The organism is Pseudomonas sp. W2-17, assembly GCF_041060445.1.
Classification (GTDB): domain Bacteria; phylum Pseudomonadota; class Gammaproteobacteria; order Pseudomonadales; family Pseudomonadaceae; genus Aquipseudomonas.
This window is the reverse complement of the sequence record NZ_JAUFNS010000004.1, coordinates 178,686-204,558: the sequence shown is the minus strand read 5'-3', so window position 1 is coordinate 204,558 and position 25,873 is coordinate 178,686. Positions and strand designations below refer to the sequence as shown.

The window sequence follows — 25,873 nt, the reverse complement described above, 5'->3', positions numbered from 1 at the left end:
GAAAAAGTGCAGTTTGCGCTGCCTTCGTCCTTATCCAGCGAGCACTGAAGCGCAACGCTGGCAGTGTTCGCACATTGTGCGTTGAGTGATTCACCCACCTTTCGGAGATCTACAATGACAACGACCGACTCACTGTTAACCCCTACTCATGACTGGCTCGGCCTGAAGGGCAAGGTCTGCGTCGTGAACGGCGCAGCCAGCGGAATTGGCGCGTCGATCGCCACCGCTCTGGCTCAGGTGGGGGCTCATGTCGCGTTGCTTGATCGCAACGTTCAAGGCTGCGAAATGCTGCAAGAGACGCTGGCCCACCTGCCAGGCCGACGTCTGAGCCTGACGTGTGACATCTCCGACGAAGCCCAGGTAAAAGCCGCCGCGCAAGCCGTGGCCCTTGAACTCGGGAGCACAGACTGCCTCATCAATGCCGCCGGCATCCTTCGTTCAGTGAACCTGGCCGAGATCGAGTTGGCCGACTGGAATGCGCTGCTGGCGGTCAACCTCAACGGCTATCTGTTGTGCGCACGCGAGTTCGGCCGTCAGATGCGCACCGCAGGTGCAGGCAGCATCGTGCACATCAGCTCCATCGCAGCCCACAACCCACAGCCCTACAGTGGCGCGTACACGCCTAGCAAAGCTGCGGTATCGGCGTTGTCGCAGCAGATCGCAGTGGAATGGGGACCGCACGGCGTGCGCAGCAACTGCGTTGCGCCGGGGATGATCCTGACCGCCCTAACTGCGCCTTACTACGATCATCCCGGTATCACCGAAGCCCGCGAAGCGTTCACCGCGACTCGCCGCATCGGCAAGCCAGAGGACATTGCCAACGCGGTGCTGTTTCTCCTCAGTGAACGCGCTTCCTATGTCACCGGCAGCGAGATCGAAGTCAACGGAGGCCTTTCGTGCATGCTGATGGGCAAGATCCCTCGCCCGGGTTTCGCTGCAACCCCCGCCACTTGAGTCTCAGACCAGCCCCAGGCTCTTGCGGGCCTGGGCAATGTTCGCCGGCGTGATACCGGCGAACAGGCCGGCACTGCTCTTGGCCACGCCAGTGCATTGCGCGACACCCACCATGGCCTCCAGATACTTGAGCGCCACCGTCGACGAATCCATCACCGGCACCTGCGTCCCCTGAACAAGGCGATAGCCTGCGCGGCGCAACAATGGACCGTAATAAGCACACCCCACCAGGATGACGTCGGCCCCATCGGCGATGCACTCATGTGCCACCGCCTCGAGCCTTGGAATCAGACGCTCCGCTGGCGCGTGAACGGCCTCAAGCAGCAGGCCTGCGTCCGAAAAGGGCTGAATCGTGCGGACCGGACGAGCAATGCAGCGGTCGCCCAAGCCATAGCCAATGATGTCGCGCTCGATTGCCCCGGCGGTTTTGTCTGACACCGTAATCACTGCAAAACGCTGCCCGATCGCCAAGGCCGCGAGCATCGATTGCTCTCCTACCGAAGCGACCGGGATGTTGAGCATTTCCCGTGCTTCCCATAGCGGGTCATTCCAACAACCGAGGTACACGCCGTCGTAGCCGTCGGCTTCAGCCTTGAGGGCCGCCTCGACCATCAAAACCGAATTCAAGTGTTCGGCATACAGCGAACGGGTGAAACCACCACTGCCTTCAAGGAAGCGGAAGTCCAATTGCACCTCCTTCGCGACCGAAGCGCTGACAGTTTGGTGAATGGTCTGCCACAAGGGTTCAAGCGCGGGATTACGCGCCGTAGGATGAATCCAGCACAGTTTCATGATCGGGTTCCTGTCAGGCAAAGAAAAGCCGGCAATTCGCCGGCTTGGGGTGATAAGTCGTTTGATCAAGGCATCGGTTTGCCCGTACGGTCCTCGACCAGCATGATCGCAACCAGACCGACCACAGCGGCAGTGATCAGGTAATAGGCCGGGATCATGGTGTTTCCGGTTTCTCCAATCAGCCAGGTGTTGATCAGCGGTGCAGTCCCGCCGAACAGCGAAACCGACAGGTTATAGCTCAAGGCAAGCGCGCTGAAACGAACCGGCGCCTTGAACAGCGAGACCAGCGTGGCACCCATTGCGCCCTCGAAGATCAGCTGGGCCACCAGCAGGCCCAATACCGCCGTGTACACCAACACTGTGTTATGCGTCTGGAGCATCTTGAAAGCAGGGATAGCAAAGGCGATCAGCAGGATGCAGCCGAATGCGATCAGGCGCTTGCGGCCAACGCGATCCGCGAGCAGTCCCGAGAACGGCACCAGGACCAACATGCACAGCGTGCCGATCATGCCCAAGGTGCTGCCGAAGCTAGCGCTATAACCCAGTTCGTTGGTGAGATAGCCGGGGATATAGCCCAACACCACGTAGTAGCAGACGTTGTAAATCGCAACCAGACCCAGGCTCTTCACCAGTTGTGGCCATTCCTCGACGAGCATCGACATGAGGCTGCGTTTGTTGGCCATCTGCGTACGTTCGTTTTCCTGCATCTCTTTGAAGATCGGGGTTTCTTGAAGGTTCAAGCGCAGGTACAAGGCGATCACGCCGAGTAAGCCGCCGATCACGAACGGAACGCGCCAGCCCCAGGCACGCATGGTTTCCTCACCCAGGCCCAGCATCAAGGCACTGACCACAGCACCGCCGAGCAGGAACCCGGAAAGAATCCCAACCTCCAGCCAGCTCGTCAGGAAGCTGCGACTTTTATCGGGCGCATGCTCAGCAATAAAAATGACTGAACCGCCATATTCGCCCCCTGTCGACAGCCCCTGGAGCATCCGCATGCAGACCAGAAGAACGGGCGCCAGGATACCAATGCTCTCGTAAGAAGGGATCAAGGCAATGCAGAACGTGGCGATCGCCATCAAGGCGATGCTCAATGTCAGGGCAGCGCGGCGGCCGAACCGATCCCCAATGGGACCAAAAACCAGGCTGCCCAGAGGCCGCATGAGAAAGCCCGCTGCGAAGGTCGCATAGATGGCAATCAACTGAGTCGTGCGGCTTTCGCTGTGGAAGAAGATGTCGCCGATCAACACTGCCATTGACGAGTACAAGGCGAAGTCGAACCACTCCACCATGTTGCCCAGCGTCACGCCGAGAACCGCTTTATTCAGCGGCTTGGTCCGGTTGCCACTGATGTGATCGGCATGGGGCGCGCTGGACCCTGGAGCATTTATAACGTCGGGTGTAGCTGTAGAAGTACCGTTCATAGTGCACGCCTCTGAAATTATTGTAGTACGTGGCAGTGTGAGGAGCGGGTGCTAGTCAAACTATGCATCCGTGCGGTCGAAACGGCGGGATCGAGTCGTGGCTGCGATCTTCCGCGGGATATTTCGATCCGATGAAGCAAGTGCTATCGGAGGACCCGATCGCGCATTGTTGCGCTGTTCTTGCAAAGGGATGAACGCCGTGTGGCCATTGCCATGCATAGGACGAGCCTATACCTGGCCTCCCGATCAGCTCCCGATCGGCTCTCAGATATGAGATTGTTCTGAAGAGCAGACAGTGCGTCCGCGATGGGGTGCCCAAGCAGAAAGGAAGTGCCCCATGCATGACCTGATCGACCTATCTATCGCGGCTCACGGCGGGTTCGAGCGTTGGGATCGGATATGCCAGATATCGGCAACTTTTGCCCCAAGTGGTCTGGGGCTGAGGCAGCGGGGGCAAGAAGCTTTTGCACTGATGCCAGCCCGGGTAACGGTGAACACCGGTGTGCAAAAAACCATCTCGAGCCGTTCCTGGCGTAAGGGCGGTGTGGGGTATTCGTGTAACGTGCGTTAGCGCCTACGGCGACACGTTATTCAATTGCCGTTTGCTACCTGGTAGTGAGAGCGCAAATGCCGTGAAATGGCCGATGGCGAAAGGCAGCCTTCGGCCAATTTCTGCCATACTTGACCGGCAGCTTTGGGTCGATTGCAGCCGGTCCTGATTATCAGGATCTCATCCCCCTCCGAGCTTGAAAACCCAAGACTTTTCTAGACGTCGCGCTAGCAGCCGAACCGTCAGCACGTAGTAATACTGCGTTGCCTGACTGTGTTCGCTCAAGCAATTCTCAAGAAACCACACCACATGCTTCTTTTGCCAATTCCAAGGGTTTTCCCGGTGCCAGCGCTCTGCGATTGCAGCCTGAATGATTTTTGCCTGGCGCACATGACGTTGTCGCGTTGCTTGCGAACCGATCAGCACACCAGCCAGGAACAGTTCCATATCGAATGACTTGCTCACGTCCGTCCTCCGATGTAGGCAGCGACCACATCGATCCGACCGTGCCCTAGCTCATAGCTGACTTGCTTCCGCGCTTCACGATCGAGGCGCGGATTCAGCTGGTAACATTCACCACCGTTAATAGGTGCGCGATGTTGGGTGATCTGCTCGTAGCGCTCACACGCGTATGCGGCTCGTAGCTCATGGAAGCCTTTGAGGTTGTGTGCATGAATGGTGTCGCGTGCAGGACGGACGATTTCCTGCAGAATGGTCGCGTAGCTTTCGTTCGGAACAATCAGGTTGCGGCTACCAGCAGGCGACACTAGCCTCGCAAACTCAAGCGCGCCACGAATATGGTCGTCCACCGTTATCCAGCGATGTGCTGATGCACCGGCGCGACCGCCTTTGGTGCCATCCTGAATGTTGATCTTGGCTAAGTTTTCAGCCTCGCGGCTCAACCGTGGCAGGTCAGCCAAGATGGCCTCACGCAAACGCATACCGGTGGCTCGTGCCAGCTGCACGATCGCCGCGGCCCTTAGATGTTGGCGGCTGCAAAGTGCCTTGACTATTCGCTGTATGTGTTCGCGATCTTGGCCCTGCGGCACCGATCGACGAACCCCGGTTCGTTGCATACCCAACGCCATGTTCGGGCTTGGCACTTTCACATACTGATCACCGCGAAGCGCTGCCATTGTCCTATTAACGCTGGATAGCCGGTTTTGCGCAGTGCTGATAGCTAGGTTGCCGTGCTCAACCTGGCCACGAAGGTATGCGGCATAGTTGGACAACACCTTGCGATCAATCTGTCGCGCATCATTGACCCCAGGTCCCGCTTCAGACCGACACCACTTTACGAATGCCAGCCACCGATCACTGTGCGCTTTGACCGTGCCGTAGTGGCCACCGCCGAACATGTCTTTGAGCGCCTGCGGTCCTGCATAGCTCAATTGCCTGCCGTAGCCGAAATTGCGGCCATTGCGCCTACCTACTAATGCCATGTCGCTCACCTCCTACCCGTTTCTCCCAGTTCTCGCCCCACGTCATCCCGCCAAGAATGTTGAGTGTTATCAGGGATCAAGGCCCCTGCGGCCTGTGGGGATGTCCTTAACGCTGGACTGGCGGCTCCTTACGACCGGGAGCATGGGCATCTCATGATCTGGCCTCCTGAGCACCGTTACCGGTGGGCGGGTGTAGGCTGCGTTGTCTGACGAAACCAGCGCCGCGAGATCCTGAGTCGGGTGAAGGCAGCTATGCGATGACAGGGGCATGCCTGGCTGTCAGCCAGTTGCAGTCCATTCCATGGTCTGCGGCACCATCATCGACATCGCTGTTGCTGGTGACTTCGGTGTTTGTCACGCCGATTGTCACGAGGAGGATTGCGGCAAAGCCCCGTTCTATATGGGCTGCAGCAGTGGTTTGAGCGCCCGTCTCTTTCCCGGAGAAAGAGACGGGCAAAGGGTTGGCGCACGCGAAATGGCCAAGCGGGTAGGTTGCTGCTGGGCAGAAGGGTAGGGTGGTTGCCGCAGTGGCAACGATGTTGAGTAGGCATCCATCACATGGGTAGTGACCGTACGAGCTACCGGACGCGAATCGTACTTGGGATGAACCGCCTCACGAGGGGCGTGACCTTTCAGGTTTCTGGCCACATTTTGCTGCTTCGGCAGCGCTTGCAATTTCTGGTTTACGCCTGTGGACAAAAGTCGTCAAGCGGCCTGAATTCAGATAATTAGCGCCTGTGGATAAAACTATCCCCCGGTGGACAATGTTGGTTTTCCACAGACGCTAAGCTGTGCCAGCTGTTTTTCTCTACGGTTCGGTCCTTTTAAACGGGGCGGCTTTGCAGCCCCGTTTAAAAGGACCCGCGCGGAGGAGCTTCATGCGGCGCGGCGTGTAACTTCACAGCGGGTTTGTGGCGGTGGGGCGGCGGGCTACTCGGCCCACCTGGCACTGCGAATGTGCGTGACGTTCTCACCCGACTGCTTGGCAAATTCATGCGGCGTCACATGGTCCGCGCGGTTCGCCTCCAGAAACCGGCTCCACCAAGTCATGATCATCCGGCGCTCCTCAAGGAACTCGGCCTTGTGGATATACGCGGCGCGCACGTTGTTGCGTTCCTTGTGGCTCATCTGCCGCTCGATAGCCGTCTCCGACCACAACCCGGACTCGATCAGTGCGCTACACGCCATGGCGCGAAAGCCGTGGCCGCAGATGTCCGCCCTGGTGTCATAGCCCATCGTCCTCAACGCAGCATTCACCGTGTTTTCGGACATCGGTTTCCACGGCTTGGCGTCGCCGGCAAACACCAGGTCGAATTGGCCGGTGATCTTGTGGATCTGCTCCAGCAAAGTCACCGCTTGCGGGGATAAGGGTACAAGGTGAATGTCTCCAGCCATTTTTGTACCCCGTGTGGAAAAGGGTACGCCGTCCAGCGCTGGGCGGGTGTCGGGGATCTCCCAAATGCTTCGCTTGAGGTCAAATTCGTTCCAGCGAGCGAAGCGCAATTCACTGGAGCGCACGAACACGTGCAAGGAGAGCATCACCGTCAGTCGCGTGAGGGCCCTGCCGCGATAAGTGTCTATCAGTTCCAGCAGTTCTGGCAGGCGAGCCAGTGGCAGTGCTGGCCTATGTTTCACGCGGGGGGCCTTTATTGACCCTTCGAGATCGTGCGCTGGGTTCTGGGTGATCAGCCGGAGCCGTTTGGCTTCCCGCATGATGCTCTGGAGGTAGTTTTGTACCCTTAAGGCAACGTCGATCGTGCCGCGCTTCTTGATGACCTCAAGCGGCGTCATCAAGTCATGGGTATCCAGTTCGACGATGGCTCGGGCGCCAATCAAGGGGAAGACGTGAGTCTTGAGCCGGCTCAGTACGGTTTTGGAGTGCCCGGGCGCCCACTTGGCAGACATTTCCTTGTGCCAGTCCAACGCTACGTCTTCGAATGTGCGGCCGTTGATAGCAGCCGTGGTCTTGGCGTCACGCTTTGACTCAATGGGATCAATGCCATTCGCCAGCTGCCTTTTCGCCTCAAGCCGTTTCCGTCGTGCATCGGCGAGGGTTATCACAGGGTAGTTGCCGAAAGAGGTCAGGCCCTCTCGCCCGTCAGGCTTCACATAGCGAAAACGCCAGCCCTTGCGGCCATTCGGTTGAACGAGGAGGTAGAGCCCGTCGCCATCGAAGAGCTTGTAGGCGCGGTCTGTAGGCTTTGCCGAGCGGCAAGCGGTGTCGGTAAGAGGTGCGGTTGTACGCGACATAAGGGTACTCCTTATTATCGAATTGAAATCTACCCTAATCTTTACCCTTAAAAGCGCTGGCTGCCACCGGAATCCGACGGAACGCCAAAACGAAAAAACCCGCCAGAAGGCGGGTTTTTCAAGGGTTCCAGAGATTTTGAAAGCCTTCTCTGGAACCTCAAATGGTGCCGGCACCAGGAGTCGAACCCGGGACCTACTGATTACAAGTCAGGGAGTCAGGTGTAACTCGACCAGTTTTCTTCAAGCCAAGTCACGACATTTACCTGTGACCTTGTAGTTGAAGGAAGGCCGGTATGAATCATCCTCTCTGCCTTCTGAGCGTTGGCAAGATCAAGATTGTGTTTTTGCGCAAACTTGTTCAAAAGATAAAGCATCTCGTGCTTCTCATTCCTATTGAACAGGCTGTGATCTGGGTCGCCGGTGAGCTTAGGATCGTCTCCCGCAGTCGTACCAGCATGGTATGTGTATGTAAGGCCACTAGCGCTTATTACAGCCATGATTACAGTCCTTTGTTAGGTTGGGATTCAATAGCGTAGCCGCTGTTTAGAATCTGTCAAAAGGGCGGAGCAAATGTGTGTATCTTTGATATCGCTTTGCTGGAAGCCCTTCTTGCAAAGGCCTCACCGGGCTCAGGATTCTTAATAGTATTGCGCTTCTGAGCATCAGCTATGGATTCGCAGCGTGTTTCAACGGCGCGCCAATCAGTCACCCGAGGGGGGAGGGTGCCCTAATTGCATGAAATAAAGTTGCTCCGTGCATAGCATTGAGCCCTCTGGAGAAGCGGCGTGGGGGAAAAGTGCTCGGTTTCAATCAGCTCATTGGGGATTTGAAGGCCTTTGCGGCGGGTGCGGAACACAGATTTGGCTCCCCAAACAGGCGTTGGCGCATCTAGCTGGCATTCCGAAGCTGACCGACTTATTTCGTTGCTGTGGTAGGGCAGGCATGAATGCTCCACCAGCCGCGGCTTAGGGCTGGACCGCTAGTTTCTTGGAACGTCTTTGCGTACAAAAGGCTCCTAGGAATGAGGCCCCAGTTGAAGTATCGTAGCGCGGCTGTTGAGTCAGTCGAGGCTTGATGGTGTCAGACGAAGGCCAAGGACAGGCAGCGTAACCCTGCTGATCCTAACGGACTCTCGCTTCACAGGGAAAAAATCCGAGCCGGGATTGCCAGTAGGGGATGGAACAATGAAGAGAGAACGCTTGGATGTAATGATGCCGCCGATTCGCGATGACGAGTCTGGTTATAAGTATCTCAGCAAGCTTTCACATGAAATACTGTCGAATCCTCAGCATTCTTATTACTTTGATTTCTCAAAGTGTTCAACTATAAGTCACAACGGGTTGGTAGTAATCGGCGGAATTTGCGATTACCTAAAGCAATATGAAGCTAAAACTAAAATGTTCAAAGGCCTAGGTCTGCCCAGCTTCTTCTCTACACAGAAAGTCGCCTTTAAGCTTGATGGCATTAACCTAGTATTGATGGACAGGTTGCGGGAGCTAGGATTTTGGCATTATGTTAGTCCTGATCATGGTGTAATTACTACGTCTGACTACATCGGATATCGCCAGCATGAGACAGTTCTAGAAGATGTTGAGATAATAAATCATCTCCGTGATAACTGGCTCGAAAAATTATCCGTTTCGGAGATTCTAAAAGCAGAGATTGTGAGTAGTATATACGAGATATTTGTCAATGCTTATGGACATGGATTGAAAGAGAATCCGAATAATCAAAGTGTAATATCGTGCGGATATTATGATTCGAAGGACAAAACCTTATCTCTATCAGTTTTGGACTTTGGTGGTGGTATTGTCGAGTCTGTGCAGCGGCATATACCAGGCTTAGAAGGGTCAGCTGCTTTTAAATGGGCTCTAGAAATCGGAAACTCGACTAGAACAGATAGCGCGCCCGATCTTCCACGGGGTTTGGGCTTTGGGATTCTGCGTGACTTTGTACAGGTGAATGGCGGGGTGTTGCGGGTCTGTAGTGATGCTTATATGGCAACTGTAGGGGCGGACGGAACCTACGTAACGAAGTCGACACCAGGTAGGTTTGCGGGAACTCTAATCAGTATTACAGTAAACTGCGATAAAAAACATTATCGGTTGAAATCAGAGATTAGCGAGCATACGCCAGCTTATTTTTGAGGAGATATAGATGAAGGTTATAACAGTTAAAGACATTGTTGGCGCAAATGCTATTTCAATGAACTCCGGCGGCAAGCTTAAGGCCGCTATAACCCGCCTTTGGGAATTAGAGGAAAAGATCGAACTCGATTTTAATGGTGTCGATATCTTTGCCTCTCCATTCTTCAATGCTAGTATCGGTGCCTTACTCAAAGACAAGGACATAAAAGATCTTCAACAGAAGCTTGTGTTTGAAGGGATTTCAGATCATGGTCGGAGATTGCTTAATTTAGTTATTGGAAATGCACTAAGGTTTTATTCGGATACTGGGGGGAAAACCGGGTTGGGCCTCGATGCTGCTAGGAAGGATGACTAATATGTTTTTGGATATAAGGAATAACGAGCCTAGCAAGGATGCAGTATATTTTGTTGATACTAACGTATGGTATTGGACAACTTATGCTGCATCTAAGAAGTTTCTTGGTAACGCGCCGCAAGATTATCAAATTGAATTTTATCCCGGTTTTATCGAAAAGGCGCTGGCCCATAACGCAACTCTTCATTACACATCCCTCACTCTTGTCGAGCTCACCAGCTTAATCGAGCGCTCTGAGTTTGAAATATTCAAAGCCTTTAACGGTGATCCTAAGTATAAAATTAAGCAGTTCAGAAAAGATAACGCCCAGCGCAAAGCCGTACTAGCGGAGATTGACTCGGCTTGGGAACAAATTCAGGCGATGGCCTCAGAGCTCCCTACGTCGCTCCCTAACGGTAGCTCTGCCGAGCTAATCAGTATAATTAACGCTCATCCTGTAGATGGTTACGATGCATTGTATGTAAAGATTATGAGCGACCATAAAATCGCCAACATCATAACGGATGATAAAGATTTTCGAGCCGTGACCGGGTTGAACTTGTATGGTTGTTACCCGAATTAATTTTTTCGTAAGCTGCCAATTATTTTGCGGGAGGGTACTGCTTTCCGAAAGTTGCTGAAATAAGCCTTTGAAGTACGGCGAGCAAATAAGTTTGTAATGTCTTTTTGTAGTGTGAATGCGGGTGTTTCTAGAACTGCTCACAACGCGTCGCCAGCCCTAATATATTAAAATGGGTGTGATACATTCACTGAATTCAATGACGAGCCCCTTAAACTTGTCGTACGCGTTAGGCGCCACAGCCTTTATAAATGCCCACCTCTATGAATAGGGGGCGATTTTTCGCTACATCTGAGGTGATGGCGATCTGTACTGCGCCTACGGCAGCTGTGTTGGATCAGACCGGAGTTTGAGCAGGGTCACCGCTTTGGCCCCATTCGTAAGCGTGAGAATGACCTGTAGACCGTACTGCAGCGTTTCCTCAACCGCAGGCTGGTTAGGGCTTCGCGATCGTTGGAAAAGCTCTTGGGAGTGACGAAGCCCGCGACTACAGCTCCCGACCTCATGCGTAGTCGTAGAATATCCGTTCCGAAACTCAACTGCCGCCCCTCGGAGAATACGTTCTGTAGCCTAATGGTTTCAAAAAAGTATGGGAACGCCAATCGCCACTGCACGGGCGGCCCGCTTGATTTCTCGTAACCCTCTTCAAAACCGCCGGGGGGCGCGGGGGAATTTTGGGGGAATGAGTCCCCCGAATGCTGTGGAACCATGTTGTGTTATGCTTTACTGAAAGCCCCGCAGTTCAAGGGATATAGCGCCTGTCCCTAATATCCAGTGAGGTTATAAACGGATTCGAAATCCGTTGTACTGGCGACAGTACCTAGGGTTCAAATCCCTATCTCTCCGCCATTATTTGAAAAGCCCCAGAAGCTATGCTTCTGGGGCTTTTTCGTTTCTGGCGTTTGGAAAGAGATACGGAGGGTGACGCTCATACCGCCTCGGGCTTTGCGTCACTGCTGAGATGTAAGCGGTTTGCATTGCTCTCGCCCTCGATAAAACCTCGGCCATTGCTTGGTAGCGAATGATTTTGCGCGCCGGCGCCGGCGCCTGCGCTTGCGCTAGAGATGTTTATGCTTGAGGGCGACCTGTGGGCACCTTCTGATTCGTACGCTGAATGCGGTTTGAAGGCTGGTACACGGGTAATAACGTAGGTAAGGTTTCATTTCTGACGTTTTGAAAAGCAGGGAGCTTTTATGTCATTTGATGCGTTTATGAAGGTTGATGGGGTTGAGGGTGAGTCGCTGGACAATGGGCACAAAGGCTGGATCGAGCTGCTTTCCTATCACTACGATGCCATGCAGTCCATCAGTCAGTCTGCCAGTTCCAATGGTGGCGCATCTGCTGGGGGCGTGTCGCTTGGTGATTTTCAGATCAGCAAATACATTGATCGAGCTACCCCAAAGCTTTTTGAGCTTTGCTGCCGAGGCTCACACATTTCGACAGTCACTATCCGAATTCACCGTGCAGGGACTGAGAAATTCAAGTATCTAGACATCGTGCTTGAAGAGGTTCTTATTTCGACTGTAAGCGGCCAAAGTGCAGGACAATCAGGATTCCCTATAGAAATAGTTACACTCAATTACGGACGTATCAAATTTGAATATACGCAGCAAAGACGCGCAGATGGGGGCAGTGCCGGTATTGTGTCTGGAGGTTGGGACAGGACTGCTAATAAGCCCTTTGCGTGAAGGAAGTGCAACATGTTTGACTTTGATGATGGAGATTTTCGCGTAGCCCTTAGCTTCGCACAGATGTCGGCCATCTTAACGCAAGAGTCGCTTTCGCCCGCTGAGATCATGTCAAATCGCATCTTTGGAAGTCTTCGGTTGGTAGGCGGAATTATTGAGCTTGCTGGTTCTGGTGTTTTGTGTGCGTTACCAGAGCCAACGATGATTTCAAAAGTAGGTTGCGTTGCAATGGGCGTCCACGCTTCCGATCAATTGGCAGCTGCGTCAAACCAAATTGTGACGGGGCAAGAAACTAACTCTTACGCCTTCAAAGCAGGAGCCAATACTGCTGAGGCTTTGGGCGCGTCTCGCAGCACTGGGCAGGTTATAGGTTTAGCTACAGAGTTCGCAGTTCCACTTACTACTGCTTCGCTTTATAACGCTTTCAGGGTTTCGTCTGTCCGTGCGGGTCGGATATCTGTCGCGACAAGCGAAAAGCCACTGCAAGCCTCAAAAAAACTTGGCGGTGGACATACAATATTTAAACACGTTGGAAAAGATATAGAGTATTTAAAAACACGGTTTGTTTCTAAGAAAGTTGTAGTTTCATCTACGTTTTATGATTTTGAAACAGCGGAGTGGGTAGTCAGTCAAGCGATTAAAAAAAATAGGCTTAGGATTTTAATGCAATCCAAAGCCAGGCTTGTTCTTAAAGAAAAACAATATGATATTTTTGCTACTCTAGAAAAGCCTATTGGTTGGGGAGTGAGAAGAGAAGCGCCTAACGTTGCGATTGAGATGTCTAAAGTAACAGTGAGAATTAAATTTGTTGAATATAACCATATGCCTTATTTCATAATAACTGCTTTCCCAACGTTATGAGGTTTTAATTGTGGCGTACAGATTAATAACTGAGTTCATTTACGAAGTGGGAGAAGGTGTAGGCGAATTTCTTACCGATGATGAGAAGGCGCTGTTCAAACGAATAGAATTAGATGAGATAGTTAGGAGATACATAGATGATCGAAATTTGTTGAACGTATTTTTTTTAAAAAGACAGATAAAAAGCTATATTGCAAACCATATGACCCCAGAGGGTCTAGAATATGTAGATCCTCCGTTTGGACAGGAAACTTCTTTCGTTGAGGATTATTTCGAAGGTGATTTATATTTTTTTCTGAAAAATGTTTTGAGCTTGCTTGATAAAGAGTTCAAAAATCGCCTGCGTAATAAATTATTAAGGAATGCCGGTGGCTAGTGGGCTGAATGGGCAGTTAGTCAGGTCTTAAAGGCTAATAGACTAAAAATCCAAATGTTGTCCAAAGTTAGATTTTTACTTAAAGAGCAGCGCCTTGTTTTGGTAATGGATCTAAACGAAATAATTGGCAGCGTTGTCCTGCGTTCAGCTCCAGAAAAATTAGTCAGCATGAGCAAAGTGAGGGTTGTTATTCAATACGAAGAATATAACTTTATGCCTGCTTATATTGTCACTGCTTTTCCCATTCCGTGAGGATAAATGAGACAATATAACAGTCTTATCAAATTTCTGCTTGAGCTTGGTACAGCTATTCAGGATTACCTTCCTGAAGATCAGCGTACCAGCCCTATGTCGCTGACGGAGTTTCTTGAATGTTGGACGGACAAGAAGTCTTGCTACGAAGTCGGTGTATTACGAAGTGATATTAAATCATATCTTCGTAAGCATGCTCAGGGGGATTACTCGGTTGATGAGTTGTTCTTTTACTACGACATCGGTTTCGTAGAAGAGCGATTCGGTTGTGAGGATCCAGAATTGTTAGCTCAAATTCTGGGCATGCTCGACGTGCATATTGAATTGAGAAGAAAAAAAGCTTAAAAAAAATATTTCGGTTGGTTTGGTTTTAAATAAGAAGGGGCATGAAGATTTGGGCGTCTGCGAAAGGTTCTGACGGTAATGGCACTCTTGAGGACGGTCGGCTAAAATTTTTCTTCGTCTGGCAAGTCCTGAAGATGACGCGAGAAAACCTCTCTGAATTATGCGCTCTGACCGTCTTCAGTGCCCATTCCCCCGCTGATTGCCTTGGTGATTGGGCAGGGTTCGGAACAGTCTGGCTTCCCAGTTGAAGTGGTCACCCTGAATTACTGTCGTATCAATTTCGAGTACTCACAACAGCGGCATGCAGACGGTGGCAGTGCGGATACCGTTTCTGGTGGTTGGGACAGGACCGCTAACAAGCCATTTGCGTAAGGAGCGCGCCCTATGTCGGACAATGGGTCGTTTTCAGGTAGCTTGAAATCTGAGAACCTCAGTCGAAGGCTCCGGCCCTGAATACAGTGTCACTTATTCGCAACCCCTAGAGGTATCCATGCGCGGCTATATGGAACTCATCGACTTCATGAAGCATCTGGCTGACGGGATACTCGATTATCTGCCTGAGGATCAGAGGGTAGGACAGCTCACAGTGGATCAGGTAATAGAGGAATGGATGCAAGGGAAGTCGTATTTTGCAGCACGTTCCCTCAGGAATGATCTCAAAAGCTATATAAGTCTTTATAAGTCCGGAGACTATTCCGTAGATGAAATATTGTCGTGGTACGATCTTTCCTTCATCCCAGAAAGGTTTGGCTGTGAAGAGTGGGAATTGTTCACGAGCATATTGTGTTCAATCGATTCTCATATTGAAAGAAAACGAAAACACTTCCTGGCCAAGCGCTTTGGCTGGCTAGGTCACCGCTAGGTCAAGTCAGCGCGGGGATGTGGCAACTACCGCGCAAACGTACCCGGCACTTTACTTTTCCCAACCCCCGCCTACTATCGATCTCACGCCCACTAGCGGTACAAGATCGCTCCACGCCCCATCCCCCAATCCCTTCATCCTTCCAGCAATCAGAGAAGCCATGATCACCATCCGAGAGCTCAACGATTTCATCAGCAACCCTGAACTCAATGACTCGATCGCCCAGATCTGGACGTTGATCGGCAAGCATTTCGAGCAGGCGCAGGGCACGTTACCGGCTGAGCGGGCGATGCCGCGCAAGGAGTTGTCGTTTCATGATCATGTGCGGCTGTTGGGTTACCTGGCGCTTCTGGTCGAAGGCATTCCGGGCGACGTGGTCGAGATTGGTGTCTGGAAGGGCAAGTCGCTGGTGCTGATGAATGAAGTCTGCAACCGCGAGCGCCGCATTATCGGGATTGATCCCTTTGAACTGCCCAATCAGTTTGAAGAGTTCAGTTATTACCAGGAGAACCTGTTCTCGAACGCCCTGGTGCTGAGGGGCTATTCGGAGTTGTGCGCCGAGCGTTTCTACAATCTGTCACCGAAGGTGGCGCTGTTGCACATTGATGGCGGCCACGCCGGGCGCAATGTACTGCTGGATTTTCTGCTCTATTCGCCAAGCGTCGTAGCAGGTGGGTTTATCGTGTTCGACGACTACGGGGACTTTCAGCACTCACCGGAGGTAGGTCCGGCGGTCGATTTGCTTCGCGCGACTGGCTATTTCAAAGGATTTAACGTGATCGGGTGTGTGCATGGCTTTGAGGCGAGCTATGTGATTCAGCGAGCGGGATAGCGCCAAACGCCTTCAGTAAAAAAGGCAGCGGGCGTATCGGCCTGGGGGGCAAGCAATCAGGCCCACTCCGCCCAATGCACCGCCGTCAATCCATACCGCCTGGCATGGGCGATGAGCGCGATCAGCTCTTCCCGGGTCTTGGACAGATTGTGCAGTACGCCGATGCCTGCGTGCAGGCAGGCGTAGTACCAGGCATCGGCTTCGTTCAGCGTTGAATCGGGTTGGAGGAATACTCGGTGCTCGCCCAGAAAGCGGTAGTGGATGCGAAATGTGCGCTGGCCTGACATTAATATCTCCGGTTTGATATCAATGTGACTGCAATGGCTCATCGCCAGTTCAATGTGTAAGGCTTTTAGTATCTTGACCTGAGGTGACCACGGCCCAAATGCCAATGCTCAAAACGGGCAATCCGCTGGACCGTCGTTTTCACTGTGACCCGTCGGGCCCTGACTGTTCCTGATGCAGGGCCATTTCCTGACCGGTCCGACGACTTCCGGCCATCATTTCGCAATCGATGGGCGACAAAATGTCGCAATCGTTTTCAGGCGAGTAAGATAGGCACCCTGTTTTTACCCCCCTATTTCTTCGGACGGATCCTGCGTTGAGCGTCGTGTACATCGACCTCCGGGGCATCGTTTCGACAACGTATTGATAGAGCAAACAGAGAAAAGGCGATCACTGCAAATGACCAAGACCTCGCGACCTTTATATATTTCCTATGCCGGCCCTTCGTTGCTGGAGATGCCGCTGCTCAACAAGGGCAGTGCGTTCACACCGCAAGAGCGCATCGATTTCAACCTGGTCGGCCTGTTGCCGCAGAATGTCGAAACCATCGAAGAGCAGGTCACCCGCGTTTACAACCAGTACCGGCAATGTGCGAGCGACCTGGATAAACACATTTATCTGCGCTCGATTCAGGACAACAACGAAACCCTGTTCTTCCGCCTGCTGGATTCGCACCTCGACGAGATGCTGCCGATCATCTACACCCCGACCGTGGGTCAGGCGTGTCAGGAATTCTCGAAAATCTACCGCACCCATCGCGGGCTGTTCATCTCCTACCCCGAGCGCGATCGCATCGACGATATCCTGCGCAGCGCGACGAAAGATCGCATCAAAATCATCGTGGTGACTGACAGCGAGCGCATCCTCGGCCTGGGCGACCAAGGCATTGGCGGCATGGGCATTCCGATCGGCAAGCTGTCGCTCTACACCGCCTGTGGCGGCATCAGCCCGGCCTACACCTTGCCGATCGTGCTCGATGTGGGCACCAACAACAAAGAGCTGCTGGACGACCCGATGTACATGGGCTGGCGCCACGAGCGCGTCACCGGCAAGGAGTACGACGACTTCATTGCGCTGTTCATCGAGGCGGTGCAGAGTCGCTGGCCGGACGTGCTGTTGCAGTTCGAGGATTTCGCCCAGACCAACGCCATGCCGTTGCTGGAGAAGTATCGCGATGAATTGTGCTGCTTCAACGATGACATTCAGGGCACCGCGTCGGTTGCCGTGGGTACCTTGCTGGCGGCGTGCAAGGCCAAGCACGAAACCCTGGGCCAGCAGCGGGTGGTGTTCCTGGGCGCGGGTTCGGCCGGTTGCGGGATCGCCGAGCACATCATTGCCGCCATGGTCATCGAAGGCCTGAGCGAAGCCGAAGCGCGCAAGCGCGTGATGATGGTCGACCGCTTCGGGTTGCTGACCGACAGCATGGACAACCTGCTGGACTTCCAGAAGAACCTCGCGCAGAAGTCCGCCGACGTGGCGGGCTGGTCGAGCGGCGAGGGTTCGCCCGAATTGCTGGACGTGGTCGCCAATGGCAAGCCGACGGTACTGATCGGCGTGTCCGGCCAGCGCGGTCTGTTCACCGAGCAGGTCATCCGCGAGATGCACAGGCACTGCGCCAAGCCCTTGGTCATGCCGCTGTCCAACCCGACCTCTAAGGTCGAAGTCACGCCGCAGGAAGTGCTGACCTGGACAAACGGCGACGCGCTGGTCGCGACCGGCAGCCCGTTTGCCCCGGTCACCGTAGGCGATCGTACGTTCCATATCGCGCAGTGCAACAACTCCTACATCTTCCCGGGCATCGGTCTGGGTGTTGTGGCGTCGAAAGCCACGCGCATCACCGACAAAATGCTGATGGCAGCTTCCAATGCGCTGGCGGAATGCTCGCCGATGGTGACGGGCAAAGGTGACGCTGTCCTGCCGCCGCTGAAAGAGATTCAACAGGTGAGCAAGAAGATCGCATTGGCCGTCGCCAGGCAGGCCCAGGCTGAAGGCGTGGCCCTGGAAACCACCGAAGAAATGCTCGTCGAAGCCATCGAGCGTAACTTCTGGATGCCGAACTACCGCAGCTACCGTCGCAGCGCGGTGTAAATACTCCCGTCACTGACGGCAAGCGCTTCAAACCGGACCGCCCCATGGAAACATGCGGCGGTCTTTTGTTTTGTGGCGAAAAACTTCAGGATGGGCCCTGCATAAAAACAAAAAATATCAGCGAGGGATGCATGCAAACGGACGTTAGTCTCCATGACTACATCATCGTCGGCGCAGGCCCGGCGGGCTGCCTGCTGGCCAATCGGCTGTCGCAGAATCCTGCTCACCGGGTCCTGTTGCTCGAAGCCGGCGGTCAGGACAATTACCCCTGGATTCATGTGCCGGTGGGCTACCTCTACTGCATCGGCAATCCGCGCACCGACTGGTGCTTCAAAACCGAAGCGGAGCCCGGCCTCGGCGGACGCGCCCTCAACTACCCTCGCGGCAAAGTACTGGGCGGGTGCTCGTCCATCAACGGCATGATCTACATGCGCGGCCAGTCACGGGACTACGACGGGTGGGCGGAGCAGGGCAACACGGGCTGGGGCTGGAAAGACGTCCTGCCGATCTTCAAGCGCTCGGAAAACCACTACGCCGGCGACTCGGAACTTCACAGCGCGAAAGGTGAATGGCGCGTCGAGCAGCAGCGTCTTTCATGGACGTTGCTGGATGCGTTCCGTGAGGCGGCGGCGCAAACCGGAATCCCGTCGATCCCCGACTTCAATGGCGGCGACAACGAAGGGTGCAGCTATTTTCAAGTCAATCAGCGGCGCGGTGTGCGCTGGAACGCTTCCAAGGCATTTCTCCGGCCGGCGTTGAAACGCCCGAACCTGACGGTGATTACAGGCGCGGAAGTGTCGCGCGTGGCGTTCGAAAACAGTCGCGCCAGCGGGGTGATTGCTCGCGTCAATGGGCAGGAACAGACGCTTCGCGCCCGGCGGGAAATCATCCTCTGCTGCGGCGCCATCGGATCGCCCATGGTCCTGCAACGCTCAGGCATCGGGCCGCGGCCATTGCTCGAAAAGCTCGGTATCGGCGTTCGGCATGAGCTGCCCGGCGTCGGCGAGAATTTGCAGGATCACCTGCAGTTGCGCCTGATCTACAAGGTCAGAAACGGCCAGACGCTGAATCAAATGGCCGGCAGTGTGTGGGGCAAGATGAACATGGGCCTGCGTTACGCCCTCAATCGCAGCGGTCCGTTGGCGATGGCGCCGAGTCAGTTGGGTGCTTTTGCGCGCTCGGGGCCGGAGCAGGCAAGCGCCAATCTCGAATACCACGTGCAGCCCTTGTCCCTTGAGCGCTTCGGCGAACCGCTTCACGGGTTTCCCGCATTCACTGCGTCCGTGTGTGATTTGCGCCCGCAGAGCCGTGGCACGGTGGAAATCCGTTCGGCGCTGGCCGATGCCGCGCCGATCATCAGGCCGAATTACCTGAGTCACGAGACCGACCTCAAAGTGGCTGCGGACGCGATTCGCCTGACCCGTCGCATCGCCGCCGCGCCTGCGCTGGCTCGCTTCGAGCCGGTTGAGTACCTGCCCGGCGCGAGCCTGCAAACCGAGGAAGAACTGCGCGAGGCGGCCAGCGTCGTCGGCACCACGATCTTTCACCCGGTCGGCACCTGCAAGATGGGGCAGGGCCGCGACGCCGTAGTCGACGAACGCCTACGGGTGCACGGCATCACCGGCCTGCGCGTGGTGGACGCGTCGATCATGCCGAGCATCACCTCCGGCAACACCTGCTCGCCGACCGTGATGATCGCCGAGAAGGCGGCGCAGATGATTATTGAGGATGCAGCGGAGCAGACCCGTTCGGCATAAAGCTTGACCGGCTACTGAAGGCCTGGCTGATTTCCTGCGGCTTGCACCGCAGGAGCCTATTCAACAAGCGACAATCCCACCCCACCAATCGTTCTCATCCTTTTCACAAAAAATTGATGGCCCGATGCCTAAAGTTCGCGGCATCGGCGGGGTTCCTCCCGCGTTTATATTCTCATTTCCAGCCAAGCAGACTTTTATGCTGAACGTCAAAGCAGTTCGTCCCGAGCTTGTGACATTGCTTGCCAGTGCCTTTTTGTTGATCGGGTTTAACCTGACCCTCTGGCAGCACGTATTTGCAATTACCGATTCTGACGGTAAGGGCCTGTTGTTGCGCGGTGCTTTTGCGCTGATGGTGTTCTGTGTATTTAATATTTTTTTCACGCTGTTAGCGTTCAAGCGTGTATTGAAACCGGTGTTGATCGTTATCTTTTTTGTCAGCGCCGGTGTGGCTTATTTCATGAGCCAGTATGGCGTGATGATTGATTCGGGTATGTTCCGAAACTTCGCTGAAACCAATGTCACCGAAGTGCGCGATCTGCTCTCTTTGAAGTTGCTCGGTTATTTATTCTTTTTGGGTGTCGTGCCTTCGGTGATTCTTTTCAAAACACCGATTGCCTATCGCCGCTGGCCCCGTGAGTTGCTCAGCAAGGCGCTGGTATCTATCGTGTGCGCTGTCGCCATTGGCGGTGTGGCGCTGTTGAATTACCAGGGGCTGTCGTCGCTGTTTCGCAATCATCACGAGTTGCGCCTGATGGTGGTGCCGAGCAATTACCTGGCGGCGTCCGTGGGTTACTTGAGCGAGCAGGTCAAGTCTGCGCAGCGGCCGTTCGTGAGTATTGGTCAAGACGCCAAACTTGCCAGCGACTGGCAGCAGCACAAGCGCAAGTCGCTGACCGTGCTGGTCGTGGGCGAAAGTGCGCGGGCCGAGAACTTCGGCATCCTGGGCTATAACCGCGACACCACGCCACAGCTGAGCAAGGAGCGTGGCTTGCTCACGTTTACTGACGTGCATTCCTGCGGCACGGAGACGGCGGTGTCGGTGCCGTGCATGTTTTCCAACATGGGCCGCAAGGATTACAACGCGACGACCGCGCGCAATGAAGAAGGCGTGCTCGATGTGCTGAAACGCGCCGGGCTCGATGTCATCTGGCGGGACAACCAATCGGGCTGCAAAGGCACCTGCGACCGGGTGACGATGCAGGACGTCAGCAACTTCAAGGATCCGGCGTTGTGTGCCAACAACGAGTGCCGCGATGAAATCCTGCTGCAGGGGCTGCAGCACTTCATCGACACACTGGACAAAGACACCGTGCTGGTATTGCATCAGATGGGCAGTCATGGGCCTGAGTACTTCAAGCGTTATCCCAAAGAATTCGAGAAGTTCACCCCGGTGTGCGAAAGCAATGCCCTGAATAATTGCTCACGGGAAAGTATCGTCAACGGTTACGACAACACGTTGCTGTACACCGATCATGTGCTGGCGTCGCTGATTGATATTCTGCGCAGCAATCAGGGCAAAGTAGACACGGCCATGGTTTATCTCTCCGACCACGGCGAGTCGTTGGGTGAATACAACCTGTTCCTGCACGGCACGCCTTATATGCTGGCGCCCGATCAACAGAAACATGTCCCGATGATTGCCTGGTTTTCCGATAGCTACCAGCAGTCGTTTGCCGTGGATACCCACTGTCTGCAAAAAGAGCGGAACGCGCCGCTCAGTCAGGACAACTTGTTCCATTCGATGCTGGGCCTGTTGCAAGTGCGGACAAGCGTCTATAACCCGGCGCTGGACATGTTCGCGGGCTGTCGGGGGATTTATACGGACGGGGTACTGGCCAATGAGTGAGCCCCTCAGCAAAAAGGTTCACGTCGAAGAATACGTGCGCCAGCATGAACATACCCTCAGCCGACGCCTGAGTCTGTGGCGCGATGCGCAGCTGGCGCGCAAAGCGTTGCGGGATGCGGGCGAGCCCGGACTGGTGCTGGACTTGCCGTCGGGATCCGGGCGTTTCTGGCCGGTGCTGGCCGAACATGCCAATCGGGTGATCCTCGCGGCCGATCCTTCAACCGACAGGCTGGCGTTCGCCGAGGCACAGTCATCCAGCGAGGTGCGCAAGCGCATCCGCACGTTCCAGAGTTCGGCGTTCTCCATCGGCCTGTCCGCCAACGCGGTGGACTGCATCTTCTGCATGCGGTTGTTCCATCACCTGGGCGACAGCGAAAAACGCGGTGCAATTCTCGACGAGTTTCATCGAGTGACCCGCGACACGGCCATCGTCGCGCTGTGGGTCGACGGCAATGTGAAATCGTGGCGTCGCAAACGTCAGCAAGGTCGATTGGAGGTTGGTGTGTCCGCCCCCCGTAATCGATTCGTGGTGTGCCGCAGCGACATCGAATCCGAGTTCGCGCGGGCGGGTTTCAGGATCGTCGATCATCACGACTTTCTCCCCGGCTACGCCATGTGGCGCGTGTATGTGCTGCGCAAGGCCGGCCAGTGATCAGTGATCGGATGGACGGTCGTCGCCACGGCGGCTATTTGCGCGCTTCAAAGATGAAGTTGTTCGAGACTTGCAGGACGGATGCCCGGTAACCGCTTGTAGCGATATATACTGCGCGCCATTCTTCGAGGGAGAGCCGTGTGGCCATCGATATTCACTGGATTCGCGACGACCATAGCCTCGCCGAACATTGCGCACAGTGGCAGACACTGCCCTACGTCGCGCTCGACACCGAATTCATGCGGGTCGACACCTTCTATCCCATCGCCGCGCTGTTGCAGATCGGCGATGGTTCAAGCGCCTACCTGATCGACCCGTTGCTGATCAGCGACTGGAAGCCTCTGGCCGCGCTGCTGGAAAACCCTGACCTCATCAAAGTCGTTCACGCCTGCAGCGAGGACCTCGAGGTGCTGCTGCGCCTGACCGGCAGCCTCCCGGCGCCGCTGTTCGACACGCAACTGGCGGCGGCCTATCTGAACCTCGGGTTCTCGATGGGTTATTCGCGTCTGGTCCAGGAAGTGCTGAACATCGATCTGCCCAAAGGCGAGACGCGTTCGGACTGGCTGCAGCGTCCACTTTCGGAAACCCAGATCAGCTACGCCGCCGAAGACGCCGTGCACCTGGCCGAGGTGTACAACCTGCTGCGTCCGCGTCTGTCCGATGAAAAGTACGCGTGGGTGCTGGAGGACGGTGCTGAACTGGTCGCCAATCTGCGCCGCGAAACCGATCCTTATGACGCTTACCGCGATGCCAAGCTGGCGTGGAAGCTGTCCCGTGCGCAACTCGCCGTGCTGCGTGAGCTCTGCGCCTGGCGCGAGCAGCAGGCGCGCCTGCGTAATCAGCCACGCAACCGCATCCTGCGCGAACATTCGCTCTGGCCGCTGGCAAAGTCCCAGCCAGACAACCTCGCCGCGCTGGCGAAAATCGACGACATGCACCCCAAGACCGTGCGTCAGGACGGCGAGTTTTTGCTCGACCTGATCAAGAAAGCCGGCAGCGTGTCGCCGGATCTGTGGCCGCCCGCGTTGCCGGAGCCGCTGCCGATCGAGGCCTCTAACGTGCTCAAGAGCTTGCGTGTCATTGGCCAGCAGCAAGCCGAGGGCCTCGACATGGCCCCGGAATTGATGCTGCGCAAAAAGACCCTCGAAGCCCTGCTCAAGACCGGTTACCCAGACGGTCCCTATAAACTGCCCGATTCGCTGCGTGGCTGGCGCCGCGAATTGATGGGCCAGATGCTGCTCGACAGCCTGGCCAACGCCGGAGAACAGCCTTGAAACGTATTTGCTCCATCTACCGCAGCCCGCGCAGGAACGAAATGTACCTGTATGTCCTCAAGAGCGACGCCCTGGAGCGTGTGCCCGAGGAATTGCTGACCGCGTTCGGCAAGCCGCAGCACGCCTTCAATCTGGTCCTGTCGCCGGAACGCGCCCTGGCCCGTGAAGACATTCATGCGGTGCTCGCCAATCTGGACAAGCAGGGTTACCACCTGCAGATGCCACCGGCTGAAGACGATTACATCGAGCACTTGCCCGAAGAGCTGCTGCGCCGCAACGATCCGATGTGATCGATTTCTGACCCTGCAATCCACCGCAGGGGTACACCGGACCGTTGCACGCGTCAGACCTGACCGGCTCAACCGAGCGCGGTCCGGCACGCTGCGCGGTCGCATGCCCCGTTTATTCGAGTTTTGAATCCATGCGCGTTCTGATCGCCGAACACGATTACCCCGTTTACACCGAACTGCTCCGCCAGACGGCTCCCGAGATCGAAGTGCTGAGCAGCGGTAACTCCGCCGAACTGTCGAAAATGGCCGCCGAGGCGCCGATCTGGCTCGGTCAGCCCGACCTGCTGGCGAATCTGCTGCGCCAGGGCCACAAACCGAAATGGCTGCAATCGACCTGGGCCGGCATCACGCCGCTGCTGGCTGACGGGCTATACCGCGATTATCAACTGACCCGCGCCGTCGGCATCTTCGGTCAGGTGATGGCCGAGTTCGTGCTGACCTACATGTTGGTACACGAGCGTGAAGTGCTGGCGCGGTTGGTCAGTCAGGTCGAGCGCAAGTGGGACAACCGCATGGGCCGCAGCCTCTCGGGGCGCAAAGCGCTGATCGTCGGGACGGGCGACATTGGCCGGCACGTCGCCCAGTGCCTCGTGCCGTTTGGCGTCGAGCTGTATGGCGTTGCGTCAAGCGCGCGGACTGAAGCGCCGTTCCTTGAAGTGGCTGCGCTGGAGGACTTGCCGCGTCTGGTGGCCGAGGTCGATTTCGTCATCAACCTGCTGCCCAACACGCCGCAGACCCACGACCTCTACAACGCCAAACTGTTTGCCTGTTTCAAGCCCTCGGCGCTGTTCATCAACGTCGGTCGGGGTACGGCGGTGGTTGATGCGGATCTGGTCGAGGCGCTGAAAGAAGGGCATCTGGCGGGGGCGGTCATTGACGTCTGCCGGCAAGAGCCACTGCCCCAGCGTCACCCGTTCTGGACGGCGTGGGGCCTTTTGCTCACCGGTCACAGCTCGGCACCCACTTCGCCGCCGGCGATGACCCAGCTGTTTGTGGACAACCTCAAGGCCTATGCGGCCGGCGAGGCGTTGCGCGGAGAAGTGGATTTCGCGAAGGGGTATTGAGCACTTCCCGGCTAACGCCGGACCCGCTGACACAGTGCGTACTTAGTGGGACCGGCTTCAGCCGGGAAGGGGCCAGTGTGTACGCCATCCATTTTGTGGAGTGGCCCCCGACGCCTTCCCGGCTAAGGCCGGTCCCACTCAAACAGCGCGCTTATTCCTGCCCTTACAAACTGAAATCCCCCTCGGCCGCCAATTCAGTCAGCGGCCGACGCGGGCTCGGCGTTTCCCGGGCCTGAAGGTATTCAGCCAGCGTCGATTTATCCCCCAGCTTGCCGACCGCCACGGCCGCATGCACCGCGTAATTCTCTGGAATCTTCAGTGTGTTGCGAGTCAGTTCCTGATCGAAACCGGCCATGCCGTGGGTGTGCCAGCCGCTGATGCTCGCCTGCAGCGCCAGATATCCCCACGCCGAACCCGTGTCGAAGGTGTGCCACAGCGCCGGGGTTTCTTCGGTCGCGCCGGGGGCGGTGAAGGTGGTTTTGGAAATAATGATCACCAGCGCCGAGGCATGCTGCGCCCAGCCGCGATTGAATTCATTCAGCAGGCCGAGGAAGCGCTCCCAGTTTGGCGTGTCACGGCGAGCGTAGAGAAAACGCCATGGCTGTGAGTTGTAGGCCGAAGGCGCCCAGCGCGCGGCTTCAAAAAAGCTCAGCAGGGTTTCCTGCGGGATGCTCTCGCCGCTGAAAGCGCGTGGCGACCAGCGCTCGATGAATTGCGGGTCGATGGCGTACTCGGCAACACGGGGATTGGCGCTCATGGATTTGATCCTGAAAGAGAGATAAACCGCTCGCCTGTAGCAGACGGCGTGATCATTCAGATGGGCCGTTGACGGCAGGCATCGTCGCAAGGGGGGTTGGTCAGCGCGGGCAATGGCAGACCTGCCCGCGAGGGCCTAACGCTACTGCGCCGCTTCGTTGCTGGCAAGCCT

Annotated in this window: 25 protein-coding genes and 2 pseudogenes; 19 read left to right on the top strand and 8 right to left on the bottom strand. The window is 55.5% G+C overall.

Annotation, left to right across the window (positions count from 1 at the left end; all coding sequences use genetic code 11):
• Positions 1-114: 114 nt before the first annotated feature.
• On the top strand, positions 115-954 hold the full coding sequence (locus QWI20_RS06615; RefSeq protein ID WP_369304753.1) for an SDR family NAD(P)-dependent oxidoreductase: 840 nt from the start codon (positions 115-117) through the stop codon (positions 952-954).
• 3 nt (positions 955-957) lie between these two features.
• Here QWI20_RS06615 and QWI20_RS06610 read toward each other — a convergent pair whose 3' ends face one another.
• From QWI20_RS06610 to QWI20_RS06585, 6 genes are all read right to left on the bottom strand, one after another.
• Positions 958-1,746, bottom strand: a complete 789-nt coding sequence (locus QWI20_RS06610; protein ID WP_369304752.1) for an aspartate/glutamate racemase family protein — start codon at positions 1,744-1,746, stop codon at positions 958-960.
• Positions 1,747-1,811: 65 nt separating this feature from the next.
• Positions 1,812-3,170, bottom strand: a complete 1,359-nt coding sequence (locus QWI20_RS06605) for an MFS transporter (protein ID WP_369304751.1) — start codon at positions 3,168-3,170, stop codon at positions 1,812-1,814.
• Between the two features lie 730 nt (positions 3,171-3,900).
• On the bottom strand, positions 3,901-4,185 hold the full coding sequence (locus tag QWI20_RS06600) for a hypothetical protein (RefSeq protein ID WP_369304750.1): 285 nt from the start codon (positions 4,183-4,185) through the stop codon (positions 3,901-3,903).
• Positions 4,182-5,162 (bottom strand): integrase domain-containing protein, encoded by a 981-nt coding sequence (locus QWI20_RS06595; RefSeq protein WP_369304749.1) that lies wholly within the window; start codon positions 5,160-5,162, stop codon positions 4,182-4,184. Before QWI20_RS06595 ends, QWI20_RS06600 begins: the two co-directional genes overlap by 4 nt.
• Positions 5,163-6,092: 930 nt before the next feature.
• Positions 6,093-7,412, bottom strand: coding sequence for a tyrosine-type recombinase/integrase (locus QWI20_RS06590; protein WP_369304748.1), 1,320 nt, complete (start codon positions 7,410-7,412; stop codon positions 6,093-6,095).
• A 215-nt stretch (positions 7,413-7,627) separates the two neighbouring features.
• The gene (locus QWI20_RS06585) at positions 7,628-7,909 is read right to left on the bottom strand and encodes a hypothetical protein (protein WP_369304747.1); all 282 of its coding nucleotides are present in this window, start codon (positions 7,907-7,909) and stop codon (positions 7,628-7,630) included.
• 687 nt (positions 7,910-8,596) lie between these two features.
• On the opposite strand from QWI20_RS06585, the gene QWI20_RS06580 reads away from it, so the two are divergent.
• From QWI20_RS06580 to QWI20_RS06530, 11 genes and pseudogenes are all read left to right on the top strand, one after another.
• Entirely contained in the window at positions 8,597-9,559 is a 963-nt protein-coding gene (locus tag QWI20_RS06580) for an ATP-binding protein (protein ID WP_369304746.1), read from the top strand.
• 10 nt (positions 9,560-9,569) lie between these two features.
• Positions 9,570-9,914 (top strand): STAS-like domain-containing protein, encoded by a 345-nt coding sequence (locus QWI20_RS06575; protein ID WP_369304744.1) that lies wholly within the window; start codon positions 9,570-9,572, stop codon positions 9,912-9,914.
• 1 nt (position 9,915) lies between these two features.
• Positions 9,916-10,476, top strand: coding sequence for a type II toxin-antitoxin system VapC family toxin (locus tag QWI20_RS06570; protein ID WP_369304743.1), 561 nt, complete (start codon positions 9,916-9,918; stop codon positions 10,474-10,476).
• A gap of 1,190 nt (positions 10,477-11,666) precedes the next feature.
• Positions 11,667-12,161: an Hcp family type VI secretion system effector gene (locus tag QWI20_RS06565; protein WP_369304742.1), complete on the top strand. Its 495-nt coding sequence runs from the start codon at positions 11,667-11,669 to the stop codon at positions 12,159-12,161.
• 12 nt (positions 12,162-12,173) lie between these two features.
• A complete protein-coding gene (locus tag QWI20_RS06560; protein ID WP_369304741.1) occupies positions 12,174-13,022 on the top strand; it encodes an RNase A-like domain-containing protein in 849 nt (282 codons plus the stop codon).
• Positions 13,023-13,032: 10 nt separating this feature from the next.
• On the top strand, positions 13,033-13,398 hold the full coding sequence (locus tag QWI20_RS06555) for a hypothetical protein (protein ID WP_369304738.1): 366 nt from the start codon (positions 13,033-13,035) through the stop codon (positions 13,396-13,398).
• A 15-nt stretch (positions 13,399-13,413) separates the two neighbouring features.
• Positions 13,414-13,650: pseudogene (locus QWI20_RS06550) on the top strand (RNase A-like domain-containing protein); the annotation flags it as partial.
• 6 nt (positions 13,651-13,656) lie between these two features.
• Positions 13,657-13,995: a hypothetical protein gene (locus tag QWI20_RS06545; protein WP_369304737.1), complete on the top strand. Its 339-nt coding sequence runs from the start codon at positions 13,657-13,659 to the stop codon at positions 13,993-13,995.
• 195 nt (positions 13,996-14,190) lie between these two features.
• Positions 14,191-14,367: pseudogene (locus QWI20_RS06540) on the top strand (Hcp1 family type VI secretion system effector); the annotation flags it as partial.
• 118 nt (positions 14,368-14,485) lie between these two features.
• Entirely contained in the window at positions 14,486-14,857 is a 372-nt protein-coding gene (locus QWI20_RS06535; protein WP_369304735.1) for a hypothetical protein, read from the top strand.
• A gap of 160 nt (positions 14,858-15,017) precedes the next feature.
• Positions 15,018-15,689, top strand: a complete 672-nt coding sequence (locus QWI20_RS06530; RefSeq protein ID WP_369304734.1) for a class I SAM-dependent methyltransferase — start codon at positions 15,018-15,020, stop codon at positions 15,687-15,689.
• Positions 15,690-15,745: 56 nt separating this feature from the next.
• Here the strand turns inward: QWI20_RS06530 and QWI20_RS06525 are convergent, their stop codons facing one another.
• Complete coding sequence (locus tag QWI20_RS06525; RefSeq protein ID WP_369304733.1) at positions 15,746-15,976, bottom strand: DUF6555 family protein; 231 nt, start codon at positions 15,974-15,976, stop codon at positions 15,746-15,748.
• A 397-nt stretch (positions 15,977-16,373) separates the two neighbouring features.
• On the opposite strand from QWI20_RS06525, the gene QWI20_RS06520 reads away from it, so the two are divergent.
• The 7 genes from QWI20_RS06520 (at position 16,374) to QWI20_RS06490 (ending at position 24,945) form a co-directional block, all read left to right on the top strand.
• The gene (locus QWI20_RS06520; protein WP_369304732.1) at positions 16,374-18,062 is read left to right on the top strand and encodes an NAD-dependent malic enzyme; all 1,689 of its coding nucleotides are present in this window, start codon (positions 16,374-16,376) and stop codon (positions 18,060-18,062) included.
• Positions 18,063-18,193: 131 nt separating this feature from the next.
• Complete coding sequence (locus tag QWI20_RS06515) at positions 18,194-19,819, top strand: GMC family oxidoreductase (protein WP_369304731.1); 1,626 nt, start codon at positions 18,194-18,196, stop codon at positions 19,817-19,819.
• Positions 19,820-20,015: 196 nt separating this feature from the next.
• Positions 20,016-21,665 (top strand): phosphoethanolamine transferase, encoded by a 1,650-nt coding sequence (locus tag QWI20_RS06510; protein ID WP_369304730.1) that lies wholly within the window; start codon positions 20,016-20,018, stop codon positions 21,663-21,665.
• Positions 21,658-22,317, top strand: coding sequence for a class I SAM-dependent methyltransferase (locus tag QWI20_RS06505; protein ID WP_369304729.1), 660 nt, complete (start codon positions 21,658-21,660; stop codon positions 22,315-22,317). Before QWI20_RS06510 ends, QWI20_RS06505 begins: the two co-directional genes overlap by 8 nt.
• A 140-nt stretch (positions 22,318-22,457) precedes the next feature.
• Positions 22,458-23,591, top strand: coding sequence for a ribonuclease D (rnd, locus tag QWI20_RS06500; RefSeq protein WP_369304728.1), 1,134 nt, complete (start codon positions 22,458-22,460; stop codon positions 23,589-23,591).
• On the top strand, positions 23,588-23,881 hold the full coding sequence (locus tag QWI20_RS06495; protein ID WP_122537448.1) for a YcgL domain-containing protein: 294 nt from the start codon (positions 23,588-23,590) through the stop codon (positions 23,879-23,881). The genes rnd and QWI20_RS06495 overlap by 4 nt, the downstream gene beginning before the upstream one ends.
• A 131-nt stretch (positions 23,882-24,012) precedes the next feature.
• Positions 24,013-24,945 (top strand): D-2-hydroxyacid dehydrogenase, encoded by a 933-nt coding sequence (locus QWI20_RS06490; RefSeq protein ID WP_369304727.1) that lies wholly within the window; start codon positions 24,013-24,015, stop codon positions 24,943-24,945.
• Between the two features lie 163 nt (positions 24,946-25,108).
• Here QWI20_RS06490 and QWI20_RS06485 read toward each other — a convergent pair whose 3' ends face one another.
• Positions 25,109-25,702, bottom strand: a complete 594-nt coding sequence (locus QWI20_RS06485) for a nitroreductase family protein (protein ID WP_369304726.1) — start codon at positions 25,700-25,702, stop codon at positions 25,109-25,111.
• Between the last annotated feature and the right edge of the window lie 171 nt (positions 25,703-25,873).